19 protein-coding genes are annotated in these 23,374 nt (G+C 71.4%); 6 read left to right on the top strand and 13 right to left on the bottom strand.

Translation table 11 applies throughout. The features are described from left to right. Positions 1 to 19: 19 nt before the first annotated feature. Complete coding sequence (locus tag AB0Q90_RS17725) at positions 20 to 1,048, top strand: 2-oxoglutarate and iron-dependent oxygenase domain-containing protein (protein WP_363161212.1); 1,029 nt, start codon at positions 20 to 22, stop codon at positions 1,046 to 1,048. 16 nt (positions 1,049 to 1,064) lie between these two features. Here the strand turns inward: AB0Q90_RS17725 and AB0Q90_RS17720 are convergent, their stop codons facing one another. Continuing rightward, positions 1,065 to 2,165, bottom strand: a complete 1,101-nt coding sequence (locus tag AB0Q90_RS17720; protein ID WP_363161214.1) for a citrate synthase 2 — start codon at positions 2,163 to 2,165, stop codon at positions 1,065 to 1,067. 320 nt (positions 2,166 to 2,485) lie between these two features. Here AB0Q90_RS17720 and pdxH point away from each other — a divergent pair, with 320 nt between their 5' ends. Continuing rightward, complete coding sequence (gene pdxH / locus AB0Q90_RS17715; protein WP_363161215.1) at positions 2,486 to 3,154, top strand: pyridoxamine 5'-phosphate oxidase; 669 nt, start codon at positions 2,486 to 2,488, stop codon at positions 3,152 to 3,154. On the opposite strand, the gene AB0Q90_RS17710 is transcribed toward pdxH, so the two are convergent. From AB0Q90_RS17710 to AB0Q90_RS17675, 8 genes are read right to left on the bottom strand one after another with little or no spacing between them, the layout of a single operon-like run. Next, a complete protein-coding gene (locus AB0Q90_RS17710) occupies positions 3,144 to 3,755 on the bottom strand; it encodes a TetR/AcrR family transcriptional regulator (RefSeq protein ID WP_363161216.1) in 612 nt (203 codons plus the stop codon). The two genes, pdxH and AB0Q90_RS17710, sit on opposite strands and share 11 nt — an antisense overlap. Further along, positions 3,743 to 4,477 carry an enoyl-CoA hydratase family protein gene (locus AB0Q90_RS17705; RefSeq protein WP_363161217.1) on the bottom strand — a complete coding sequence of 245 codons (735 nt, stop codon included), beginning with the start codon at positions 4,475 to 4,477 and terminating at the stop codon, positions 3,743 to 3,745. The genes AB0Q90_RS17710 and AB0Q90_RS17705 overlap by 13 nt, the downstream gene beginning before the upstream one ends. Beyond that, positions 4,474 to 6,042 (bottom strand): 4-coumarate--CoA ligase family protein, encoded by a 1,569-nt coding sequence (locus tag AB0Q90_RS17700; protein ID WP_363161218.1) that lies wholly within the window; start codon positions 6,040 to 6,042, stop codon positions 4,474 to 4,476. The genes AB0Q90_RS17705 and AB0Q90_RS17700 overlap by 4 nt, the downstream gene beginning before the upstream one ends. Before the next feature lie 39 nt (positions 6,043 to 6,081). Beyond that, on the bottom strand, positions 6,082 to 7,215 hold the full coding sequence (locus AB0Q90_RS17695; protein ID WP_363161220.1) for an acyl-CoA dehydrogenase family protein: 1,134 nt from the start codon (positions 7,213 to 7,215) through the stop codon (positions 6,082 to 6,084). Beyond that, complete coding sequence (locus AB0Q90_RS17690; RefSeq protein ID WP_363161221.1) at positions 7,212 to 9,068, bottom strand: biotin carboxylase N-terminal domain-containing protein; 1,857 nt, start codon at positions 9,066 to 9,068, stop codon at positions 7,212 to 7,214. Before AB0Q90_RS17690 ends, AB0Q90_RS17695 begins: the two co-directional genes overlap by 4 nt. 10 nt (positions 9,069 to 9,078) lie before the next feature. Continuing rightward, a complete protein-coding gene (locus AB0Q90_RS17685) occupies positions 9,079 to 10,677 on the bottom strand; it encodes a carboxyl transferase domain-containing protein (protein ID WP_363161222.1) in 1,599 nt (532 codons plus the stop codon). Next, complete coding sequence (locus tag AB0Q90_RS17680) at positions 10,674 to 12,350, bottom strand: acyclic terpene utilization AtuA family protein (RefSeq protein WP_363161223.1); 1,677 nt, start codon at positions 12,348 to 12,350, stop codon at positions 10,674 to 10,676. The genes AB0Q90_RS17685 and AB0Q90_RS17680 overlap by 4 nt, the downstream gene beginning before the upstream one ends. Next, complete coding sequence (locus AB0Q90_RS17675) at positions 12,347 to 13,141, bottom strand: TIGR03084 family metal-binding protein (RefSeq protein ID WP_363161224.1); 795 nt, start codon at positions 13,139 to 13,141, stop codon at positions 12,347 to 12,349. The genes AB0Q90_RS17680 and AB0Q90_RS17675 overlap by 4 nt, the downstream gene beginning before the upstream one ends. 121 nt (positions 13,142 to 13,262) lie before the next feature. Between AB0Q90_RS17675 and AB0Q90_RS17670 the strand changes: the two genes are divergently transcribed. The 3 genes from AB0Q90_RS17670 to AB0Q90_RS17660 all read left to right on the top strand — a co-directional run bounded on the left by AB0Q90_RS17670 (position 13,263) and on the right by AB0Q90_RS17660 (position 15,282). Then, positions 13,263 to 14,108 (top strand): helix-turn-helix transcriptional regulator, encoded by an 846-nt coding sequence (locus AB0Q90_RS17670; RefSeq protein WP_363161225.1) that lies wholly within the window; start codon positions 13,263 to 13,265, stop codon positions 14,106 to 14,108. Next, positions 14,068 to 14,424, top strand: coding sequence for a DUF397 domain-containing protein (locus tag AB0Q90_RS17665; RefSeq protein ID WP_363161226.1), 357 nt, complete (start codon positions 14,068 to 14,070; stop codon positions 14,422 to 14,424). The genes AB0Q90_RS17670 and AB0Q90_RS17665 overlap by 41 nt, the downstream gene beginning before the upstream one ends. A 186-nt stretch (positions 14,425 to 14,610) precedes the next feature. Then, positions 14,611 to 15,282, top strand: a complete 672-nt coding sequence (locus AB0Q90_RS17660; protein WP_363161227.1) for a DUF4097 family beta strand repeat-containing protein — start codon at positions 14,611 to 14,613, stop codon at positions 15,280 to 15,282. Positions 15,283 to 15,307: 25 nt separating this feature from the next. Here the strand turns inward: AB0Q90_RS17660 and AB0Q90_RS17655 are convergent, their stop codons facing one another. The 3 genes from AB0Q90_RS17655 to AB0Q90_RS17645 form a co-directional block, all read right to left on the bottom strand. Beyond that, entirely contained in the window at positions 15,308 to 16,261 is a 954-nt protein-coding gene (locus tag AB0Q90_RS17655) for an EamA family transporter (protein WP_363161228.1), read from the bottom strand. A 154-nt stretch (positions 16,262 to 16,415) separates the two neighbouring features. After that, a complete protein-coding gene (locus AB0Q90_RS17650; protein WP_363161229.1) occupies positions 16,416 to 17,540 on the bottom strand; it encodes a peptidoglycan bridge formation glycyltransferase FemA/FemB family protein in 1,125 nt (374 codons plus the stop codon). Positions 17,541 to 17,645: 105 nt separating this feature from the next. Then, positions 17,646 to 20,510, bottom strand: a complete 2,865-nt coding sequence (locus AB0Q90_RS17645; protein WP_363161230.1) for an FAD-binding and (Fe-S)-binding domain-containing protein — start codon at positions 20,508 to 20,510, stop codon at positions 17,646 to 17,648. A gap of 180 nt (positions 20,511 to 20,690) precedes the next feature. Between AB0Q90_RS17645 and serC the strand changes: the two genes are divergently transcribed. Beyond that, positions 20,691 to 21,809, top strand: coding sequence for a phosphoserine transaminase (serC, locus tag AB0Q90_RS17640; RefSeq protein WP_363161231.1), 1,119 nt, complete (start codon positions 20,691 to 20,693; stop codon positions 21,807 to 21,809). Between the two features lie 52 nt (positions 21,810 to 21,861). Here serC and AB0Q90_RS17635 read toward each other — a convergent pair whose 3' ends face one another. Continuing rightward, positions 21,862 to 23,364, bottom strand: a complete 1,503-nt coding sequence (locus tag AB0Q90_RS17635) for a cellulase family glycosylhydrolase (protein ID WP_363161232.1) — start codon at positions 23,362 to 23,364, stop codon at positions 21,862 to 21,864. Positions 23,365 to 23,374: the final 10 nt, after the last annotated feature.

The following is a 23,374-nucleotide window of genomic DNA, read 5'->3' as shown; positions in this document are numbered from 1 at the left end:
ACACCACCGCGGACGCACTATGACGAACATGACGGCGCACCCGTCGTACCAGCAGCTTCCGATCATCGATCTCTCCGCCGCCGACCGGGGTCCCCAGGCCCGTGCGCTGTTGCATGCGCAGTTGCACAGTGCGGCCCATGACGTGGGGTTCTTCCAGCTCGTCGGGCATGGGGTCACCGCCGAGGAGACCGGGCGGCTGTGGTCCGCCATGCGGCGGTTCTTCGCCCTGCCCGAGGCCGAGCGGCTGGCGCTCGACAACGTCAACTCGCCTCATTTCCGCGGCTATACGCGTACCGGTGACGAGCGGACCGGTGGGGCGCGGGACTGGCGGGATCAGCTCGATATCGGTGCCGAGCGGGCCGCGCACATACCCGCTCCCGGTGAGCCCGCCTACTGGTGGCTCGAAGGGCCCAATCAGTGGCCCCATGCCCTTCCCGAGCTGCGTACCGCCGCCCTCGCGTGGATCGAGCGGCTCAGTCAGGTCTCCGCCCGGCTGTTGCACGAGCTGCTCGTCTCCATCGGGGCGCCCGGCGACTTCTACGACCCGGTCTTCGGGGAGCACGCCCATCCGCATCTGAAGCTTGTGCGGTATCCGGGGAACGCCGGGGGCGGCGACAGTCAGGGGGTCGGCGCGCACAAGGACTACGGGTTTCTGACCTTGCTTCTTCAGGATCGGGTCGGGGGGCTTCAGGTGCAGCGGGGGGACGGGCTCTTTCATGACGTGCCGCCCATTGACGGGGCCTTCGTCGTGAATCTCGGGGAGTTGTTGGAAGTGGCCACCAATGGGTATCTCGTTGCCACCAATCACCGGGTTGTGTCGCCCGGTGGTGGCGTCGAGCGGTTCTCCGTGCCCTTCTTCTACAACCCCCGCCTGGACGCGCGCGTGGAGCCTCTTCCGTTCCCGTATGCGGCGGGTGCGCCCGGTGTGACCGACGATCCGGCCAATCCGCTGTTCGCGGAGTACGGCTACAACGAGCTCAAGGGCAAGCTGCGGGCGCATCCGCTGGTGGCGGAGCGGCATCACGCCGGGCTGTTGACTCCGGCGTGAGGCCGCTCCGGCGGACTCAGTGGGCGATGTCCTCGTAACCCTCGATCTCGCGCGGGTTGCGCGAGCCGGGTCCGACGTACCGGGCGGACGGACGCACCAGCCGCCCGGTCCGCTTCTGCTCCAGGATGTGCGCCGACCACCCGGCCGTCCGTGCGCACGTGAACATGGACGTGAACATGTGGGCCGGGACCTCGGCGAAGTCGAGAACGATCGCCGCCCAGAACTCGACGTTGGTCGCGAGCACCCGGTCGGGACGGCGGGCGTGCAGCTCGGCCAGGGCCGCCTTCTCCAGTGCCTCGGCGACCTCGAAGCGCGGCGCGCCGAGCTCCCGGGCCGTACGCCGCAGTACGCGCGCGCGTGGGTCCTCGGCGCGGTACACGCGGTGCCCGAAGCCCATCAGCCGCTCGCCCTTGTCCAGGGCCTGCTTGACGTACGCCTCGGCGTCGCCCAGGCGTTCGATTTCCTCGATCATGTGCAGGACACGGGAGGGGGCGCCGCCGTGCAGCGGTCCGGACATGGCTCCTACGGCGCCGGAGAGCGCCGCCGCCACGTCCGCGCCGGTGGAGGCGATCACGCGCGCGGTGAACGTGGATGCGTTCATGCCGTGCTCCGCGGCGGACGTCCAGTACGCGTCGACGGCGGCCACGTGCTTGGGGTCGGGTTCGCCGCGCCAGCGGATCATGAAGCGTTCGACGACGGACTGCGCCTTGTCGATCTCGCGCTGCGGGACCATGGGCAGGCCCTGGCCGCGGGCGGACTGGGCGACGTAGGACAGGGCCATGACGGCGGCGCGGGCGAGGTCCTCGCGGGCCTGCTCGGCATCGATGTCCAGGAGCGGTTTGAGGCCCCAGACGGGGGCGAGCATGGCGAGCGCGGACTGGACGTCGACGCGGATGTCGCCGGAGTGCACCGGGATGGGGAACGGCTCGGCGGGCGGCAGGCCGGGGTTGAAGGCGCCGTCGACGAGCAGGCCCCAGACGTTGCCGAACGAGACGTGGCCGACGAGGTCCTCGATGTCGACGCCCCGGTACCGGAGTGCGCCGCCCTCCTTGTCGGGTTCGGCGATCTCCGTCTCGAACGCGACGACTCCTTCGAGTCCGGGTACGAAGTCGGACATCAGGCGGCTCCTCGTGATGTGTGCGACAGATGGTGTTGTGGGGGTTCGGCTTTCGGGTGGGACGGACCATGTGTCGTGCGTTTTGTGCGGCAGGGACGGACGCACACCCTGTGGATCCGCGGTCGTGGCTCCGACGAGGACTCGCGGTCCCGGGTGGGTACCCCAGTGATGCCCCGTGCGGCTGGCGGTCACCCAACCGGAACGGCATCAGCACGATATCCCCGAGTGCCACCTTTGGGGAGGGATCGCGGCACTCAGTGCCACTCAGTGATGAAGGACACCATGCCGAACGCGGCCCGTGGATACGGCAAGATGACCGCGTGACCGACCGAGACGCCGTGCCGTTGGATCCCGCCGCGATGCGCAAGCAGTACCGCGCCGAGGGCCTCGCCGAGAACGACCTGGCCGCCACTCCGGTGGAGCAGTTCGCGCGCTGGTTCAAGCAGGCCGCCACGGAGGCCCATCTGTTCGAACCGAACGCCGTGGTGGTCTCCACGGCGGACGCCGACGGCCGGCCCAGTTCCCGCACGGTGCTGCTGAAGGGGTTCGACGAGCAGGGCTTCGTCTTCTACACCAACTACGACTCCCGCAAGGCCCGTGACCTGGGGGAGAACCCGTACGTCTCGCTGCTGTTCCCCTGGCATCCGATGGCCCGGCAGGTCATCGTGCAGGGGATCGCGCGGCGTACCGGCCGGGACGAGACGGCCGCCTACTTCCGTACCCGGCCGCACGGCTCGCAGCTCGGCGCCTGGGCCAGCGAGCAGTCCACGGTGATCCCCACCCGGGCCGACCTGGACGCCTCCTACGCCGAACTCGCGGCCCGCTATCCCGAGGGCGAGCAGGTGCCCGTACCGCCGAACTGGGGCGGTTTCCGGGTGGCTCCGCAGTCGGTGGAGTTCTGGCAGGGGCGGGAGAACCGGCTGCACGACCGGCTGCGGTACGTGGCGCAGGCGGACGGCAGCTGGAAGGTGGAGCGGCTCAGCCCTTGAGGTCGAGCGCGGTGTCGAGGAGCGACGCCCACTGCGCCACCACCCGCTCCCGCCGCCCCCGGTCGTCGGTGAGCAGGTTCGCCAGCCCCAGCCCCCGTGCCATGTCCAGCAGCCCCTGCACGGTCTCACGCACGCCCGGCGCCGATTCGTCGGCGCCCAGCAGGTCCACGGCGATGCGGTGGGTCTCGCGGCCGACGCGGGCCTCCAGTTCGGTGACCCGCGGGCCCAGTTGCTCCTCGTGGGAGGCGGCGACCCACAGGTGCAGGGCGGCCCGGAAGAGGGGGCCGGTGTAGAGGTCGACGAGGGCGGTCACGACCGCCCGGCGGTCCTCGGCGGCGCCTTCGGGGAACAACGCCCGCAGCGCCGTGGAGCGTTCCTCGGCGACGTACTCGACGGCCGCCGTGAACAGGTCCTCGCGGGTCCGGAAGTGGTGCTGGGCCGCGCCCCGGGAGACGCCGGCGCGTTCGGCGACGACCGAGACCGTGGAGCCCGCCCAGCCGTGTTCGGCGAGGCAGGCCACGGCGGCCTCCAGGAGCCGCTGCCGGGTGGCCCGGCTGCGGTCCTGCTTGGGGAGGCGGTCAACTGCGGTCACAGCACCCATGCGGGATCCCGTCGCTCAAGGAAGGCCGTCATCCCCTCGCGGGCCTGCGGGGAGGAGAACAGCCGGGCCGAGAGCGCGGTGAGGTCGGCCGCGTCCCGGTCGAATGCCTCCAGCACCCTAGTGGTGAGCAGCCTCTTCGTCTCCGCCAGGGCCTCGGGCGCGGACCTGCGCAGCCCGTCGAGGACGGGTGCGAGTACGGCGTCCACGTCGTCGCCCGCGGCCGTCAGCAGGCCGATACGGGCGGCCTCGGCGGCGTCGAGGCGCTCGCCGGTGAGGTAGTAGCGGGCGAGCGCGCGCGGGTCCGTGCGCGGCAGCAGGGGCAGCGAGATGACCGCGGGGGCCACGCCGATGCGTACCTCCGTGAACGCGAAGGTGGCCGCCGTCGACGCGGCCGCGATGTCGCAGGCGGCCAGCAGGCCCAGACCGCCCGCCCGCACATGGCCGGTGACCCGTGCGACGACGGGCCGGGGCAGCTCCACGATCTGCCGCAGCAGGCCGACCAGCGCGTCCGGCGCGGGCGGGTCGCGCAGGTCGGCGCCCGCGCAGAAGGTGTTGCCGGTGTGGGTGAGGACGACCGCACGGACCTCGTCGTCCTTGGCGCAGTCCGTGAGCGCGTCCGCGAGGTCGCCGACGAGCGCCGCCGACAGGGCGTTGCGGCTCTGCGGCGAGTCGAGGCTGAGTGTCTGAACGCCACGCGCGCGCGTGCGGCCGATCAACGTCATGTGCGCTCCCTGAGCTGCCGTCGGAGGATCTTCCCGGAGGCGGCCCGCGGCACCCCGTCGATGAAGGCGACCTGGCGGATCCGCTTGTAGGGGGCGACGCGTTCGGCGACGTACATCATCACCTCTCCTTCGGAGAGGTCGTCGGCTGCCGGCTGGCGGACGACGTACGCGCGCGGGACCTCGTTGCCGTTGTCGTCGTAGACGCCGATGACGGCGGCGTCGGCGATGCCGGGGTGGGTGAGCAGCAGGGCTTCGAGTTCGGCGGGGGCCACCTGGAAGCCCTTGTACTTGATGAGCTCCTTGACGCGGTCGACGACGAACAGCCAGCCGTCGGCGTCGACATGGCCGACGTCGCCGGTGTGCAGCCAGCCGTCGGTGTCGATCATCGAGGCGGTGGCGTCGGGGCGGCCGAGGTAGCCCTTCATGACCTGCGGTCCGCGGATGAGGATTTCGCCCGCCTCGCCGATGCCGAGGTCCTTGTCGGGGTCGTCGAGGGAGACGATCCGCATCTCGGTGCCGGCGACGAGCCTGCCGACCGTGCCGGGCGGCGCCTGGCGCATGGCCTCCAGGGGGACGACGTGGGTGCCCGGGGACAGTTCCGTCATGCCGTAGGCCTGGCCGACCGGCGGCAGGCCCAGCCGCCGGGAGCAGGCCTCGGCGAGCGCCGCGTCCAGCGGGGCGGCGGCGCTGATGATGTGCCGCAGGGACGACAGGTCGTACTGGGCGACCAGCGGGTGCTTGGCGAGGGCGAGGACGATCGGCGGGGCCACGAACAGGTCGGTGATGCGGTGGTTCTGGATGGCCGCGAGGAAGGTCTCCAGGTCGAAGCGGGGCAGGACGACGACCGTGGCGCCCTGGCGCAGAGGCCCGTTCATCAGGGCCGTCAGGCCGTAGATGTGGAAGAAGGGCAGTACGGCGAGGATGCGGTCGCCGGGTTTGGCGGGCATCGACGGTTCGAGCTGGGCGAGGTTGGTGGCTATCTGCCGGTGGGTGAGCATCACGCCCTTGGGGGTGCCGGTGGTGCCGGACGAGTACGGCAGGGCGGCGACGTCCTCCGCGGGGTCGATGTCGACCACCGGCTCCGGGGCCGCCGAGGCCAGCATGTCGATCAGGGAGCGGTGGCCGGGCGCGCTGTCGCAGACGAAGATCTCCTGGACGCCGCCCGCGAGTTCGGCGGCCCGGCGGGCGACCTGAAGCAGCGGTGAGACGGTGACGATCCAGCGGGCCGCGCAGTCGCCGAGCTGTTTGGCGAACTCCTCGGGCGTGGCGAGCGGGTGCACCGTGGTGACGGAGGCGCCCGCGCGCGTGGCGGCGTAGAAGGCGGTGGGGAAGGCGACGGTGTTGGGGCTGTGCAGGGCGAGTACGTCGCCCTTGCGCACGCCGGCCTCGGCGAGTGCGGCGGCGATCCGGCGGTGGAACCGGTCCACCTGCTCGTACGTGAGGGTGGTGCCGTCGGTGCCGTCGATCAGGGCGGGTGCGTCACCGAACTCGGCGGCGCGGCCCAGCACGGCCTCGTGGATGGGCAGGTCGACGGGCGGGACGTCTGCGTACTCGCTGCGGAACATCGGTTCCTCCTCGCACAGCGCTGTGCCGGACGGACGCGGTCAGTACGACTTGGGCAGGCCCAAGGTCTGGTGGGAGACGTAGTTCAGAATCATCTCCCGGCTCACCGGAGCAATACGAGCCACGCGCGCGGCAGTTATCAACCGGGCGAGCCCGAATTCGCGCGTGAGGCCGTTTCCGCCGAGGGTGTGCACGGCCTGGTCGACGGCCCGCACGCAGGCCTCTCCGGCGGCGTACTTGGCCATGTTGGCGGCCTCTCCGGCCCCGACGTCGTCGCCGGCGTCGTACAGATGGGCCGCCTTCTGCATCATCAGGCGGGCCAGTTCGAGGTCGATGTGGGCCTGGGCGAGGGGGTGTGCGATGGCCTGGTGGGCGCCGATGGGGGCCTTCCAGACGGTGCGTTCACGAGCGTACGTAATCGCTTGCGCGAGGGCGTACCGTCCCATGCCGATCGCGAACGCGGCGGTCATGATGCGCTCGGGGTTGAGTCCGGCGAAGAGCTGGAGGAGGCCCGCGTCCTCGTCGCCGACGAGTGCATCGGCGGGCAGCCGTACGTCGTCCAGGACCAGCTCGAACTGCTTCTCCGCCGCCTGGAGTTCCATGTCGATCTGCCGGCGTGTGAAGCCTTCGGCGTCGCGCGGGACGATGAACAGGCAGGGCTTGAGGGTGCCGGTGCGGGCGTCCTCGGTGCGGCCGACGATGAGCGTGGCGTCGGCGATGTCCACGCCGGAGATGAAGACCTTGCGGCCGGTGAGCAGCCAGTCGGTTCCGTCCCGGCGGGCGGTGGTGGTGATGCGGTGGCTGTTGGAGCCGGCGTCGGGTTCGGTGATGCCGAAGGCCATGGTGCGGGTGCCGTGCGCCAGCGCGGGGAGCCATTCGCTCTTCTGGGCGTCGGTTCCGAAGCGGGCGATCACTGTGCCGCAGATGGCGGGTGACACGACCATCATGAGGAGGGGGCAGCCCGCGGCGCCCAGTTCTTCGAGGACGATGGAGAGTTCGGCGATGCCGCCGCCTCCGCCTCCGTACTCCTCGGGGAGGTTGACGCCGAGGTAGCCGAGTTTGGCGGCCTCCGCCCAGAGGTCCTCGCGGACGTAGTCGGGGCCGTGGCGTTTGCCGAGGGCGGCTACTGCGGCTCGTAGGGCCTTGTGCTCATCGGTTTCCAAGGTGGCGGTCACTGGTCCTGGTCCTCCTCCACGACGGCGAGCAGAGCTCCGACGGCGACCTGAAGGCCGACGACGGCGTGCAGAGTGCTGAGCGTTCCTGTGACCGGTGCGGTGATCTTGTGTTCCATCTTCATCGCCTCCAGCCACAGGAGGGGCTGTCCGGCCTGTACGGGCGTCCCTGCGGTCAGTCCCTCGGCGACGCGGACGACCGTGCCCGGCATGGGGGCGAGCAGGGAGCCCGGGGCGTGCTGGGTGGTCGGGTCGGGGAAGCGGGGCAGGCTCGTCAGGGTGGTGTTGTTGACGTGGACCTGGTCGCCGTAGCGCGCGACCTCGAACCTGCGCTGTACGCCGTCCACTTCGAGTACGACGAGGTCCGCGCCGGCGTGCACGACGCGCACGCCGTCGGCCTCCAGGCCTGCGCGCCCGTGGCGGTAGCGGACCTCGTGCTCCTCGTCCGCCGTCGCGTAGCGCTTCACCTGCGGCTGCGAGGGAACATTGCGCCAGCCGCCGAAGCGGGAACGGGACGGGCCCTGGGCTTCGGCGAGGGCCGCGGCCAGGGGGGCGTGCGGATCGGGGGCGGGCTCGGTCAGGTCGGCGAGGTGGCGGTCGTAGAAGGCCGTGTCCATGCGGGCCGTGGTGAACTCCTGGTGCCGCAGGGAGCGGACGAGGAGATCGCGGTTGGTGAGCGGGCCGTGGAGCGTGGCCCGTTCCAGGGCGCCGGCGAGCTTGCGGACCGCCTCCGCGCGCGTGGGGGCGTGGGCGACGGCCTTGGCGAGCATGGGGTCGTAGTGGACGCCGATGTCGTCTCCGTCGCCGTAGCCGGTGTCCAGGCGGACGGTGTCGGGGACGCTCAGGCGGTGCAGGGTGCCCGTGCGGGGCGACCAGTCGTGCGCCGGGTCCTCGGCGTAGAGGCGGGCTTCTATCGCGTGGCCGCGCGCGTGTGGGGGGTCGGTTTCGAGGGGGTGGCCTTCGGCGACGCGGATCTGGAGGGCGACCAGGTCGATGCCGAAGATCTCCTCCGTGACGGGGTGTTCGACCTGGAGGCGGGTGTTCATCTCCAGGAAGTGCGCCCTGTCGTCGGCGACGAGGAACTCGACGGTGCCCGCGCCGACGTAGTCCACGGCGCGCGCGGCGCGTACGGCCAGCGCGTGCAACTCGTCCGCGAGCCCCTCGGAGAGGCCGGGCGCCGGCGCCTCCTCGATCACCTTCTGGTGGCGGCGCTGGAGGGAGCAGTCGCGCGTGCCGAGCGCCCACACCGTGCCGTGCGCGTCGGCGAGCACCTGCACCTCGATGTGACGGCCGCGCTCGATGTACGGCTCGACGAACACCTCTCCGTCCCCGAAGGCGCTCGCGGCCTCGGCGCGCGCGCCCTCCTGGGCGGCGCTGAGCTCCTCCAGGCGGCGCACGATCCGCATCCCGCGCCCCCCGCCGCCCGCGGACGCCTTCACGAGCACCGGCAGGTCGCTCTGCGCGACCTCACGCAGGGGCGCGAGCCCCATCAGCTCCTTCGCGCGCGTCTTGGACGCCATCGCCTCGATCGCCTCCGGGGGCGGCCCGATCCAGACGAGGCCCGCGTCGAGGACGGCGCGCGCGAAGTCGGCGTTCTCGGAGAGGAAGCCGTAGCCGGGGTGCACGGCGTCCGCGCCGGCGGCGACGGCCGCCTTCACGATCAGGTCGCCGCGCAGATACGTCTCGGCCGGCGTCGCTCGCGGCAGCCGTACCGCCGTGTCGGCCACGCGCGCGTGGAGGGCGTTCTCGTCGGCGTCCGAGTGCACGGCGACGGTCCGGATTCCCAACTCGCGGCAGGTGCGGAAGACCCGGCAGGCGATCTCGCCCCGGTTGGCGACGAGGACTGAAGTGATCACAGAAGGTCCCTCACATCCGGAAGACGCCGAAGCCGCCGCGCGCGCCCTCGTAGGGCGCCGTGTGGACGGCGGACAGGCACAGGCCGAGCACGGTGCGGGTGTCGCGCGGGTCGATGACGCCGTCGTCGTAGAGCCGCCCGGACAGGAACATCGGCAGCGACTCCGACTCGATCTGCTGCTCCACCATGGCGCGCAGCGCGGCGTCCGCCTCCTCGTCGTACGGCTGTCCCTTCGCGGCGGCCGACTGGCGGGCGACGATCGACAGCACGCCGGCGAGCTGCTGCGGGCCCATGACGGCGGACTTGGCGCTGGGCCAGGCGAAGAGGAAGCGGGGGTCGTAGGCGCGCCCGCACATGCCGTAGTGCCCGGCGCCGTACGAGGCGCCCATCAGGACGGACAGATGGGGCACCCGGCTGTTGCTGACCGCGTTGATCATCATTGCGCCGTGCTTGATGATCCCGCCCTGCTCGTACTCCTTGCCGACCATGTAGCCGGTGGTGTTGTGCAGGAACAGCAGGGGGATGTCGCGCTGGTTGGCGAGCTGGATGAACTGGGCGGCCTTCTGTGACTCCTCGCTGAACAGCACCCCCTGGGCGTTCGCCAGGATGCCGACCGGATAGCCGTGCAGGCTTGCCCAGCCGGTCGTCAGGCTCGTCCCGTACAGCGGCTTGAACTCGTCGAAGTCGGAGGCGTCGACGATCCGGGCGATGACCTCGCGCGGGTCGAAGGGCACCTTCAGATCGCCGGAGACGATCCCCAGGAGCTCCTCCGCGTCGTACTTGGGCGGCTCGGCGGGCCCCGGGTCCTCGTACGCCTTGCGGTGGTTGAGGCGGGCGACCACCCGCCGGGCCTGCCGCAGGGCGTCCGGTTCGTCGACGGCGAAGTAGTCGGCGAGGCCCGACACGCGCGCGTGCATCTCCGCGCCGCCCAGGGACTCGTCGTCGCTCTCCTCGCCGGTGGCCATCTTCACCAGGGGCGGCCCGCCGAGGAACACCTTGGCGCGCTCCTTGACCATGATCACGTGGTCGGACATGCCGGGGATGTACGCGCCCCCGGCGGTGGAGTTCCCGAAGACGACGGCAACAGTGGGGATTCCGGCCGCCGACAGCCGGGTGAGGTCCCGGAAGATGGCGCCCCCGGGGATGAAGATCTCCTTCTGGGACGGCAGATCTGCGCCGCCCGACTCCACCAGGCTGATGCAGGGCAGCCGGTTGGCGAGGGCGATGTCGTTGGCCCGCAGCGCCTTCTTCAGCGACCAGGGATTGCTGGCGCCGCCGCGCACGGTCGGGTCGTTGGCGGTGATCATGCATTCCACGCCCTCGACGACCCCGATGCCGGTGACGAGGGAGGCGCCCACGGTGTAGTCGCTGCCCCAGGCCGCCAGCGGGGACAGCTCCAGGAACGGCGTGTCCGGGTCGAGAAGCAGCTCGATGCGCTCGCGCGCGAGCAGCTTGCCGCGCCCGCGGTGCCGTTCGACGTACTTCTCGCCGCCGCCCGCGAGGGCCTTGGCGTGCTCGGCGTCGAGGTCGGCGAGCCTGGCGAGCATGGCCTCGCGGTTCGCCCGGTGGTCGGGGCTCGTCACGTCCAGCGCGGACGTCAGGACGGTCACAGCAGGGCCTCCGGTATGTCCAGGTGGCGGGAGCGCAGCCATTCGCCGAGGGCCTTGGCCTGCGGGTCGAAACGGTGCTGGGCGGCGACGCCGGCGCCGAGGATGCCCTCGACGACGAAGTTGAGGGCGCGCAGTCCGGGCAGGACGTGCCGGGTGACGGGCAGCGGGCGGCTCTCGGGGAGCAGCTCACGGAAGCGGTCGACGGTCAGCTCGTGGGCGAGCCACCGCCAGGCGTCGTCCGTGCGCACCCACACGCCTACGTTGGCGTTCCCGCCCTTGTCGCCGCTGCGGGCGCCGACGACCAGACCCAGGGGCGCGTGCGTGCGGGGCCCGGAGGGCAGCGGCTCGGGGAGCGTCGGCTCGGGTGCGTCGTCGAGTACGCGGGTGTCCTGGGGCGGCGCCACAGGGATCCGTCGGCCGTCGTGGAGGACGGCCACATGGTCGACGGCACCATGGGGCACGTACACATCCTCGAAGACCCCATAAGGCGCGCCCTTTCCAGGTGGCGCCAACACATGAAATCCGGGGTAGCTCGCGAGGGCCAGCTCGATCGCGGCCCCGCTGAGCGCCCGCCCGACGGCCGCTTGGTCGGGGTCCCGGACGACGAGCCGGAGCAGGGCGCTCGCGGTCTCCTCGGTGGGGGCGTCCGGCCGGTCGGTGCGTACGAGATCCCAACGGACCTCGGCGGGCGGTGTCTTGGCGAGCGCGTCGGTCATCTGGGCGCGCACCAGCTCGGCCTTGGCCTCGATGTCGAGGCCGGTGAGGACGAAGGTGACCTCGTTGCGGAAGCCGCCGAGCCGGTTGACGCCGACCTTGAGGGTCGGGGGCGGGGCCTCGCCGCGCACGCCCTCGACACGGACGCGGTCGGGCCCGTCCTCGGTGAGCCGGACCGTGTCCAGGCGGGCGGTGACGTCGGGTCCGGCGTACCGGGCGCCGCCGGTCTCGTAGAGCAGTTGGGCCGTGACGGTGCCGACGTCGACGAAGCCCCCCGTACCGGGGTGCTTGGTGATGACGGCGGTGCCGTCCGCGTGGAGTTCGGCGAGCGGGAAGCCGGGGCGGCGGGCGTCGCCGTCGCGGAAGAACGCGTAGTTGCCGCCGGTGGCCTGCGCCCCGCACTCCAGGACGTGCCCGGCCACGACGGCCCCCGCGAGCCGGTCGTGGTCCGTCGGCCGCCACCCGAAGTGCGCGGCGGCGGGCCCGGTGACCAGGGCCGCGTCCGTGACCCGCCCGGTGACGACGACATCCGCGCCCGCGCGCAGACAGGCGGCGATGCCGAAGCCGCCGAGGTAGGCGTGCGCGGCCAGGGCGCCGGGGTGCCGGCCGGTGAGATCGTCGCCCTCGACATGGGCGACGCGCACGGGGATGCCGAGCCGCTCGGCCAACTGCCGTACGGCGTCGGCGAGTCCGGCGGGATTGAGACCGCCTGCGTTGGCGACGATGCGGACGCCGCGCTCGTGGGCGAGGCCGAGGCATTCTTCGAGCTGGCTCAGGAAGGTGCGGGCGTATCCGGCGGCGGGGTCCTTCAGCCGGTCGCGGCCCAGGATCAGCATGGTCAGTTCGGCGAGGTAGTCGCCGGTGAGGACGTCGAGTTCACCGCCGGTCAGCATCTCGCGCATGGCGTCGAAGCGGTCGCCGTAGAAGCCGGAGGCGTTGCCGATACGGAGGATCGTCACCGGGTACCGCCCTTGGGCTCGCGCCCGGCGCCGGGCGGTCCGGCGAAGGCCTGGGCGATGTCGAGCCAGCGGTCGGCGTCGGGGCCGGTGGCCTGGAGGGCGAGGTCGGCACGGTTCGCGCGCTGGGTGACGAGGAGACAGAAGTCGAGGGCGGGTCCGGTCACGCGCTGGGCGGCGCTGTCGGGGCCGTACACCCACAAGTCGCCGTTCGGGCCGACGAGTTCGACGCGGAACTCCTCCGCGGGCGGGGTCAGTCCCCGTACCCCGTACGCGTAGTCGCGGGCCCGTACCCCGATGCGCGCCACATGCCGGAGCCGGTCGGTGGGTGGCCGCATCACACCCATCGCGTCCGCGACGTCCTGGCCGTGGGCCCAGGTCTCCATAAGACGGGCGCTGGCCATGGAGGCGGCCGACATGGGTGGGCCGTACCAGGGAAAGCGGGCGCCTGTGGGTGCGGCACACAGGGCATCGGCCAGAGCCTTACGTCCGGCCCGCCACCCCGCGAGGATCTCGGCGGGCGGCTTCCCGGCCCCCTCCTCCGCCCCCTCGTCGACGAAGCAGTCCGGTGCGGCGAGCGCCTTCTCGACCTCCCGCGCAAAGCCGTCGGCGTCAGTGACGGCGAGCAGGGCGGCGTGGTCGGTCCAGGCGAGGTGCGCGATCTGGTGCGCGACGGTCCAGCCGGGCGCGGGCGTCGGAAGCGACCAGCGCTCCGCTTCCAACTCGGCGACGAGACAGTCGAGTTCGTCGCTCTCCGCGCGCAGGTCGTCGATGACGGGCGTCGGGTCGGCCATGGGGAGGAGCATGGCAGTGGCCCCAGAATCAATCAAGCACGCTTGCATGATTTCTTTTTCCACAACCCCGATACCTGTTTGCGCACGTGACGCTACTCTCGGTGACGGGAGGTGGTTTGGCGTGCACAGTCGTGAACTGGACCCCAGCGCATCACCGTTGGACTACTACGGGTACGAGCTGCGCCGGGCGCGGGAGGCGGCGGGGCTGACGCAGGTGCAGCTCGGCTCGATCGTCTTCTGCACGGCGTCACTGGTGGGGCAGATCGAGACGGGGGCGAGAGTTCCACAGCGGGAGTTCTCCGAACGGGTGGATGCGGCGCTGGGGACGGGCGGGACGTTTTCGCGGTTGGTGGGGCTGGTTTTGCGGAGCCAGTTACCGGGGTGGTTTCAGCCTTATGCGGAGATGGAGGCGAAGGCCTCGTACATCTCGACGTACCAGGCACAGTTGGTGCACGGCCTCCTGCAGACGGAGGGGTACGCCCGCGCGGTGTTCGGCACGAGGGACGAGGGTGATCTCGACGGCAAGGTAGCCGCACGGCTGGACCGCCAACGCAGCCTGATGCGGGACCAACCACCTGTGACCTGGGTGGTGTTGAGCGAGGCAGTACTGCGCCAGGAGGTCGGCGGGCCGAAAGTCATGCGCGAGCAGCTGGCACGCCTGCTGCAACTACAGAAGCGCCGCTGGCTGGAGATCCAAGTACTGCCGTTCGAGGCCGGAGCACATACGGGGCTGATGGGCTCGTTCACGCTTCTCCGCTTCAACAAGGACCCAGACATCGTCTACACCGAGGACTTCATCCAGGGGCACATGACGGCCAATCCTGAAGCGGTCAAGGAGGGTTCGGTTCGATACGATCATCTGCAAGCGGCCGCGCTATCCGTGGACGACTCGGCGGCCCTCATCGCCCGCGTGATGGAGGAACGGTATGGGAACGAACCTGGACCTGACGCACGCGACTTGGCGTAAGTCGTCGTACAGCGGCGACACCGGCGGCGAGTGCATCGAATGCGCGCCTCTCGGCACTGCTGCCTGGCTTAAGTCGTCGTACAGCGGGAGCAGCGGCGGCGAATGCATCGAGTGCGCACCCCTCGGCACTGCCACCTGGCGCAAGTCTCCTTACAGCGGCGACACCGGCGGCGCCTGCGTCGAAATCGCCACCCTCACCCCCCACATAGCCATCCGCGACTCCAAAGCCCCCACCTTCGGCGCCCTCTCAGTCACCCCGGAAGCCTTCGCCGCCTTCGTCTCCGCCGCTGCCGGCGACGCCTTCCCTCCGGCATAGCGTTCATCTCACCCCATTGCAACGAACGAGCCGAGCCTCGTTGCATTGAACCCAGGACCATTGCAACAATTTCCTAGCCTTTACCTGCACTAACGCCAATCGCGCGCAACAACTTCATTGCCAGACTCCTGAACGCAACGTAGCTTTTCCCGCATCGGAAACAGCAACGAGTCCAGGAGAAACGCCATGCAGAAGTTCCACACCCCCGCCCCGATCTCCGCCGTCATCGACATCCCCGCCGGCCGCATCGAGGTCATCGCCGTCGAGCAGGCCGACACCACCGTCGAGGTCCGGCCCGCGGACGCCTCCAAGAGCCGGGACGTGAAGGCGGCGGAAGGCAGCCAGGTCTCGTACGCCGACGGCGTGCTGCGGGTCAACGGCCCGGCGGTGAAGCACCAGGCCCTCGGCCCCTCGGGAGCCGTCGCGGTGACCGTCCACCTGCCCGCCGACTCCGCGGTCAAGGTGATGGCGGCCAGCGCCGAGTTCCGTGGCGCCGGGCGGCTCGGTGACGTCGTCGTCGAGGGTGCGCACGGTGCGGTCCGGATCGACGAGGCCGCGAGCGCCCGCCTCACCGTCCTCGCCGGAGATGTCGCGGTCGGCCGGCTCGGCGGCCCCGCGGAGATCAGCACGCAGAAGGGCGACATCCGGATCGCCGAGGCCGTGCGCGGCACCGTCACGCTGCACACGCAGGCCGGTGAGATCACGGTCGGCGCCGCCCGCGGGGTCTCCGCCACCCTCGACGCCGGCACCTCCTACGGCCGGGTCCACAACGCGCTCAAGAACGCCGAAGGCGCCGCCGCGGGCCTGAACATCCACGCGACCACCGCCTACGGCGACATCACCGCCCGCAGCCTCTGACCCCCGGGAAGGAGCAACATGCCGGTCAGGAGGAGGGCGACTCCACGACCTTCGCCCTCCCCCGCCCGACCTGCGTCCGCACCGCCCCCATGCTCGCCGCGATGACGAGGGCGATCGCAAGGGCCTCCACGACGGACAGCGCCTGGTCGAGGATCAGGAAGCCGGCCGCCGCCGCGAGGGCCGGCTCCGTGCTCATCAGGATGGCGAAGGTGGAGGCGGGCAAGCGGCGCAGGGCCAGGAGCTCCAGGGTGTAGGGGAGCACCGAGGACAGGATCGCGACCGCCGCGCCCAGTCCGATGGTCACCGGGTCGAGGAGCTTCGTGCCCGACTCGGCGATGCCCAGCGGCAGGAACAGCACCGCGCCGACCGCCATGGCGAGGGCGAGGCCGTCGGCCTGCGGGAAGCGTCGGCCCGTACGGGCGCTGAAGATGATGTACGCCGCCCACATGGCGCCGGCGGCCAGGGCGAACGTCGCGCCCAGCGGGTCCAGGCTGCTGAAGCTTCCGCCGCCGAGGAGGAAGACGCCCGCGAGGGCGAGGGCGGCCCAGACGAAGTTGATGGCACGGCGGGAGGCCAGCACGGAGAGGGCGAGGGGGCCGAGCACCTCCAGGGTGACGGCGGGGCCGAGGGGGATGCGGGCCGCGGCCTGGTAGAAGAGGCCGTTCATCGCGGCCATGGTGATACCGAAGACGACGACCGTGCCCCAGTCGGTACGGGAGTGGCCGCGCAGCCGGGGCCGGCAGACCAGCAGCAGGACCACGGCCGCGACGATCAGGCGCAGCGACACCACACCGAGCGCGCCCGCCCGCGGCATCAGGCTCACCGCGAGGGCGCCGCCGAACTGCACGGAGACACCACCGGCGAAGACCAGTCCGACCGGCCCGAGGGAACCCCAGCGACCGCCGCCCGGCAGGGAACCGGCGCGGGTGGCGGTCGTAGGGGCGGATGCGGGTGCGGCGATGGCGTCGGGGAGGCTCACGGGGCGGTCCAAGGGCTAGGGTTCGTTCATCATGTTCGTTCACCATGATGCACTGTCGAGTCCAGGGTAGTGGACCGAGTCAGGCGTGTGAACCCAGTTTGCGCCTGTCCCGCATGCCGAGACATCCGGATCCCGCCCCTCTCCTCCCCTCCCCTCACCGCCGCGCCATGTACAGATCCAGCGCCTTGTGCAGCAGCCGGTTCAGCGGGAAGTCCCACTCCCCCAGGTACTCCACGGCCTCGCCGCCCGCGCCCGCCTTGAAGCGGAGCAGGCCCAGCAGGTGGTTGGACTCCTCCAGCGTGTCGGTGATGCCGCGGAAGTCGTAGACGGCGGCGCCGAGCTCGTGGGCGTCGCACATCATGCGCCACTGCATCGCGTTGTTCGGCTGAGCCTCGCGCTTGCGGCTGGTGGAGGCGCCGTAGGAGTACCAGACGTGCTCGCCGACGGTCAGCATGGTGGCCGCGGCGAGGACGTCGCCGTCCTGGTGGGCGAGGTAGAGCCGCATGCGGTCGGGGTCCTCGGCGTTGAGGGCGCTCCACATGCGCTGGAAGTAGGGCAGCGGGCGCGGGATGAAGCGGTCGCGCTCGGCGGTCTCGGCGTACAGCTCGTAGAACGCGGGCAGCTCCTCGTACCCGCCGCGCACCACCTTCACCCCGGCCTTCTCGGCCTTCTTGATGTTGCGCCGCCACTGCTGGTTGAGCCCGCGGTGGATGTCGTCCAGCGACCGCCCGGCGAACGGCACCTGGAAGACGTAACGCGGCTGCCCCGCCGCGAAGCCGTCCTCGCCGTCGGGTTCCGTCTGCTGCCAGCCCGCGCGCCGCAGCCGGTCGGCCACGTCGAAGGCGCGCGGTTCGTACGACGTCGCCTCCGCGTCCCGCAGCCGCCGGGCCGCCGGGTCGGCGATCGCCGCCTTCACCGCGTCCGCGCTCCACCGCCGTACGACGACCGGCGGGCCCATCTTCACCGAGAACGCGCCCTGTCCCTTCAGATACGCCAGCATCGGATCGAGCCAGCGCTCGCACAGATCCGGTGCGTCCCAGTCGATCAGCGGGCCCTCGGGCAGGTACGCGAGGTACTTCTTCAGCTTCGGCAGCGGCCGGAACAGCACAAGACCCGCCCCGACGAGCCGCCCCTCCTCGTCGAACCACCCAATGCTCTCCGCCCGCCAGTCCGGCTTCACATCACCCCAGGACGGGATCTGCATATGGCTGGCCGAGGACCGGCTCGCGACGAACGCCAGGTGCGCTTCGCGGGTGAGGGGCTGGAGACGGAGGGGCATGGGGGGCTCCTGGAGAGAGATCGTTCTCGTACAGGAGTCTCTACGTCGTCCTCAGTCCTCCGGTTCCCCGCCGTCCCGCGGCCCGAACGTGCCCAGCCCCTCCGCCTACCCCTCCCCCAGCGCCTCCGCCAGCACCTCCGCGAGATGCCGCCCCCGCACCCCCGCCAGCTGTTCCAGCTGTGTCCGGCAGGAGAAACCGTCCGCCAGGATCACCGCCTCCTCCCCGGCCTCCCGCACCGAGGGCAGCAGCCGTTCCTCCGCGCAGCGCTTCGACACCTCGAAGTGGCCCTTCTCGAAGCCGAAGTTGCCCGCGAGGCCGCAGCAGCCGCCGGTCAGTTCGCCGGAGAGGCCGGCTGCCGCGCGCAGCGCGCGGTCGGCCGTGTCGCCGAGTACCGCGTGCTGGTGGCAGTGGGTCTGGCCGACCGCCGGACGGTCCACGCGGGGCGGTGTCCAGTCGGGGGCCAGGCGTTCCAGCGCCTCCGCGAACGTCAGGACCCGGGCCGCCAGGCGCCCCGCGCGCGGGTCGTCATGGAGCAGTTCCGGCAGGTCCGCGCGGAGGGCGGCCGCGCAGCTCGGTTCCAGGACGACCACGGGGGCGCCCGCGTCCAGCACCGGTTCCATCAGGTCCAGCGTGCGGCGCAGCACCGCGCGGGCACGGTCGAGCTGGCCCGTGGAGATGTACGTCAGCCCGCAGCACACCCGGCCCCGGCCGGCCCCCGGCAGCAGCGCGGTCGCCGCCCTCGTCCTGCCGTCCCCCACCGGACGCCCCCGCATCCGCAGCGTCGGCGGCAGCGCCACCCGCAGCCCCGCCGCCTCCAGGACCCGTACGGCCGCCCGGCCCACCGCGGGCGAGAGGTGCTCGGTGAAGGTGTCCGGCCACAGCACCACCAGTTCACCCGTGCCGTCGCTGCCCCTGCCCCTGCCCCGCCACCACCGGCTGAACGTCTCCGCCGCCACCCGCGGAATCCCCCGCTCGGCCGCGACCCCGCCGAGCCGCTTGCCCAGGGACGCCAACACCGGGACGGAGGCGAGGGAGTTGACCAGGCCCGCCATCCTCAGCCGTGCCACCCACCGCAGCCACTCCGGCAGCCGGCCCATCGTCCAGTGCGCGGCCGGCCTGCGTCGCCCCTCGTAGTGGTGGTGCAGGAACTCCGCCTTGTACGTGGCCATGTCGACGCCGACCGGGCAGTCGGACCGGCAGCCCTTGCAGGACAGGCACAGGTCGAGGGCGTCGCGTACCTCCGTCGACCGCCAGCCGTCGGTGACCAGTTCGCCCGCGAGCATCTCGTGCAGCAGCCGGGCACGCCCGCGCGTGGAGTGCTCCTCCTCGCCGGTCGCACGGAAGGAGGGGCACATGACGGCGGGCCCGGACGCCGTCGCCGTACGGCATTTGGCGACGCCCACGCACCTGCGGACCGCCGCCGAGAAGTCGCCGCCGTCGGCCGGGTAGCCGAAGGCGACGTCGACGGGGCGGCGCGGGAGTGAGGCGAAGCGGAGATTCGAATCGAGAGGGGCGGGGCGCACCAGCATCCCCGGGTTCAGCAGGTCGTCCGGGTCCCAGACCGCCTTCGCCCGCTCGAAGACGGACACCATCTCGGCGCCGTACATCCTCGGCAGCAGTTCGGCCCGCGCCTGCCCGTCGCCGTGTTCCCCGGACAGCGAGCCGCCGTGCGCCACGACCAGGTCGGCGACCTCCTCCGAGAAGCGCCGGAAACGGGCGATGCCCTTCGGCGTCATCAGGTCGAAGTCGATGCGGACGTGGATGCAGCCGTCCCCGAAGTGCCCGTAGGGCGTGCCGTGCAGGCCGTGGGAGGCGAGCAGGGCGCGGAAGTCGCGCAGATAGGCGCCGAGCCGTGCGGGCGGTACCGCGCAGTCCTCCCAGCCGGGCCAGGCCTCGCTGCCGTCCGGCGTCCTGGTCGCCGTACCGCTGGCGTCCTCGCGGATGCGCCACAGCGCGCGCTGCCCGGCCGCGTCCGTGACCACCAGGGAGTCGACGACGTCGGCGGCCCGCACGATCGCCTCCGCACGCACGCGTGCCTCCCCCGCCGTCTCCCCGCCGGTCTCCACGAACAGCCAGGCCGCGCCCCGCGGCAGCGCGACCGCCGAGGGCACCAGGTCCGCCGCCATGCCCTCCACCGTCAAAGGGCCGTGCGGCAACAGCCCGGCCGCTGCCTCGGCGGCCGCGCCTTCGTCCGCGTACCCCAGCACCGCGAGCGCACGCGCGCGTGGCGCCTCCACCAGCCGTACGACCGCCTCCGTCAACACGCCGAGCGTGCCTTCACTCCCGCAGAATGAACGGGCGACGTCGGCGCCCTTCTCCGGCAGCAGCGCGTCCAGGGCGTAGCCGGAGATACGGCGGGGCAGCTCGGGGAATCCGGTGCGGAGCCGGGCCAGTTCCCCCTCCACCAGCTCCCGCAGCCCGTCCGGCGCCCCGGCCCACCCCTGCCCGAGCCGCAGCCGCTGCCCGCGCGCGGTGACGACGTCCAGCTCGCGCACACTGTCCGCGGTCGTCCCCCAGGCCACCGAGTGGGAGCCGCAGGAGTTGTTGCCGACCATCCCGCCGAAAGTGCAGCGGCTGTGGGTGGCGGGGTCGGGCCCGAAGCGCAGGCCGTACGGCGCGGCGGCCTCCTGGAGCCGGTCGAGAACGAGGCCCGGCTGCACGACGGCCGTACGGGTCCCGGGGTCGACGGCGAGCAGCCGGTTCATGTGCCGGGTGAAGTCCAGGACGACACCGGTCCCCGTGGCCTGCCCGGCGATCGAGGTCCCGCCCCCGCGCGCCACCACGGGCACACCGCGCGCCCGGCACACCTCCAGTACGGCCGCCACGTCATCGGCATCCCGGGGGGCGACGACACCCAGCGGGACACGCCGGTAGTTGGACGCGTCCATGGTGGTCAGGGCCCGGGACGTGACATCGAAACCGACCTCGCCCCGCACCGCTTTGCGCAGCTCGCCCGAGAGATCTGTCATAAACGCCAGCAAACCAGCCCCGGCCGGCAAACTCAGCCCGACCGGCGCCTGAGGACGAGGCCTTCGGGCCGAAGCGGGGGTCTGGGGGCCGGCAGCCCCCAGGCCCACCAGCCAGAACGAAACGTCTCAGCCGACGGACTACGTTTCGCCCACGTTTCCCCCACCGGCTAACCTCACCCCGTGGCTGAGATCCAGATTCCCGCTGACATCAAGCCCGCCGACGGACGTTTCGGCGCGGGCCCCTCCAAGGTGCGGACGGAAGCGCTGGACGCGCTGGCCGCGACCGGTACCTCCCTCCTCGGCACCTCCCACCGCCAGGCCCCGGTGAAGAACCTGGTCGGCCAGGTGCGCGAGGGCATCTCCGAGCTGTTCTCCCTGCCCGAGGGGTACGAGGTCGTCCTCGGCAACGGCGGCTCCACCGCGTTCTGGGACGTCGCGACGCACGGCCTGATCGAGAACAAGTCGCAGCACCTGAACTTCGGCGAGTTCAGCTCGAAGTTCGCCAAGGCCGCCAAGCTCGCCCCCTGGCTGGCCGAGCCGACCGTCATCGCCTCCGACCCGGGCACCCACCCGGAGCCGCAGGCCGAGGCGGGCGTCGACGTCTACGCGTTCACGCACAACGAGACCTCCACCGGTGTCGCGGCCCCGATCAAGCGCGTGCCCGGTGCCGACGAGGGCTCCCTCGTCCTGGTCGACGCCACCTCCGGCGCGGGCGGCCTGCCGGTCGACATCGCCGAGACGGACGTCTACTACTTCGCCCCGCAGAAGTCCTTCGCCTCCGACGGCGGCCTGTGGATCGGCGTCTTCTCCCCGGCCGCGATCGAGCGCGCCGAGCGCGTGCACGCCTCCGGCCGCCACGTCCCGGAGTTCTTCTCGCTGCCCACGGCGATCGACAACTCCCGCAAGAACCAGACGTACAACACCCCGGCCCTCGCCACCCTCTTCCTGCTCAACCAGCAGCTGGAGTGGATCAACGGCCAGGGCGGCCTCGCCTGGTCCACGGCCCGTACGAAGGACTCCTCGACCCGCCTGTACGGCTGGGCGGAGGAGAGCAAGTACGCGACGCCGTTCGTCACCGACCCGGCCAAGCGCTCGCAGGTCATCGGCACGATCGACTTCTCCGACGAGATCGACGCGGCGGCCGTCGCCAAGGTCCTGCGCGCCAACGGCATCGTCGACACCGAGCCCTACCGCAAGCTCGGCCGCAACCAGCTCCGTATCGCGATGTTCCCGGCGATCGACCCGGCGGACGTCGAGGCGCTGACGCACTGCATCGACTACGTGATCGAGAAGCTGTAACAGCCGCTCGGCTTGTGAAAGGCGCCCGGCCACGATGGCCGGGCGCCCTTTGTCATGCCGGCGTACAAGTCACCTCGGGCACACCCCCGCCCCCGGGAGCACCGCCGAAGCCGAAGCTCGCCGAACCACCGGGCGCGACCGAGCCGTTGTGCCCCGCGTTCACCGCCGTGACGCTCGCCCCGCTCTGGGTGTACGACGCGTTCCAGATGTTCGTGACCTGCTGCGACCCGCTCCAGGTCCACGCCACCTTCCACCCCGTGAGCGGCAGGGTCCCGGTGTTGGTCACCTTCACCTCGGCGTTGAAGCCACTGCCCCAGTCGCTGCTGACGGTGTAGGTGGCGGCGCAGGTCGCCGTATCGCCGCCTCCGCCTCCGCCACCGCCGCCTCCGCCGGGGAAGCCCGGGGCCTTGATGCTCGCGAGATACCCGTCCTTCACCGTGTCCACGGTCGTCCAGTCGTCCTTCAGGATCCCGCCGGTGTCACCGGAGTTGGGGTTCCACGACCAGAAGGTCCAGTGGAAGCTGTCGGCGCCGTACGCCGACGTCGAGCGCAGGTACGTCACCAGCGCGGACAGCCACTTCTGGTCCACCGTCGACTGGAGGGTCGTACCGAACTCGCCGAGCCACACCGGGGCGATGTTCTGCTTGAAGATGTAGCCCCAGTAACGGTCCCAGATTTCCGGCATGTTGGCGGGGAAGGACGGGTCGCTGAACCAGGACTGCTGGGCCACGCTGGTCGCGTAGTCGTGGGCCGAGTACACCAGCCGGTTGGGCACGTCGAGCTGGACCGGGTACTGCGCCACGCCCATCAGGTTGCCGCCCCACCAGCCGCTGACGCCGTTGAACGACTGGACGCCCTCGACCATGATCAGCAGGTCGGGGTTGACGGACAGGACGGCGTTCCCGGCGCGCTGGGCGGCCAGGCGCCAGTCGCGCGATGTGTCGCCGCAGCCCCAACAGGCGGGGTCGTGGGGTTCGTTGTGCAGGTCGATGCCCACGACGGTCGGGTTTCCGGCGTAACGCGTCGCCAGGGACTTGAGGTTGGCGATCCAGGTCGACTCGGGGACCGCGCTGGTGTACCAGAGCGCCGACTGTCCGCCCGAGTCGGGCCGGTGCCGGTCCAGGACGATCTTCAGGCCGCTCTGTCCGGCGTAGGCCACGATCTTGTCGAGGACCTGCAAGGACGTGAGCCCTTGCAGGTCGGCGTTCTTGCCGTCGGCGTAGTTGATGCTGTCGGGCATCGTGCCGGACTTGAGGATGTCGTCGCTGAACGGCATGCGGATGGTGTTGTAGCCCAGCGATTTCATCTGGTCGATCATGGACTTGTAGTCGCGGGCCCACAGGCCGTGGACGACGTGGTTGCCGGTCTCGAAGCCGAACCAGTTGATCCCGGCGATGCGGACCGGCTGCCCGGCCGCGTCCAGGATCTGCCGGCCGCTGGTGTGCCAGTACCCGGCGCCGGGCTCGGCGGCCTCGGCCGTCTGCGCACCGGCCCCCAGCGGTAACAGAACCGCCGCGGCCACCGCGCACAGCGCTCTTCGCAAGCTGCGGAACATCTCGCTGCCT

The organism is Streptomyces sp. NPDC079141, assembly GCF_040686775.1.
Lineage (GTDB): Bacteria > Actinomycetota > Actinomycetes > Streptomycetales > Streptomycetaceae > Streptomyces.
Note: the sequence above shows the minus strand (reverse complement) of the source record. Positions and strands in the feature narration are given on the sequence as shown.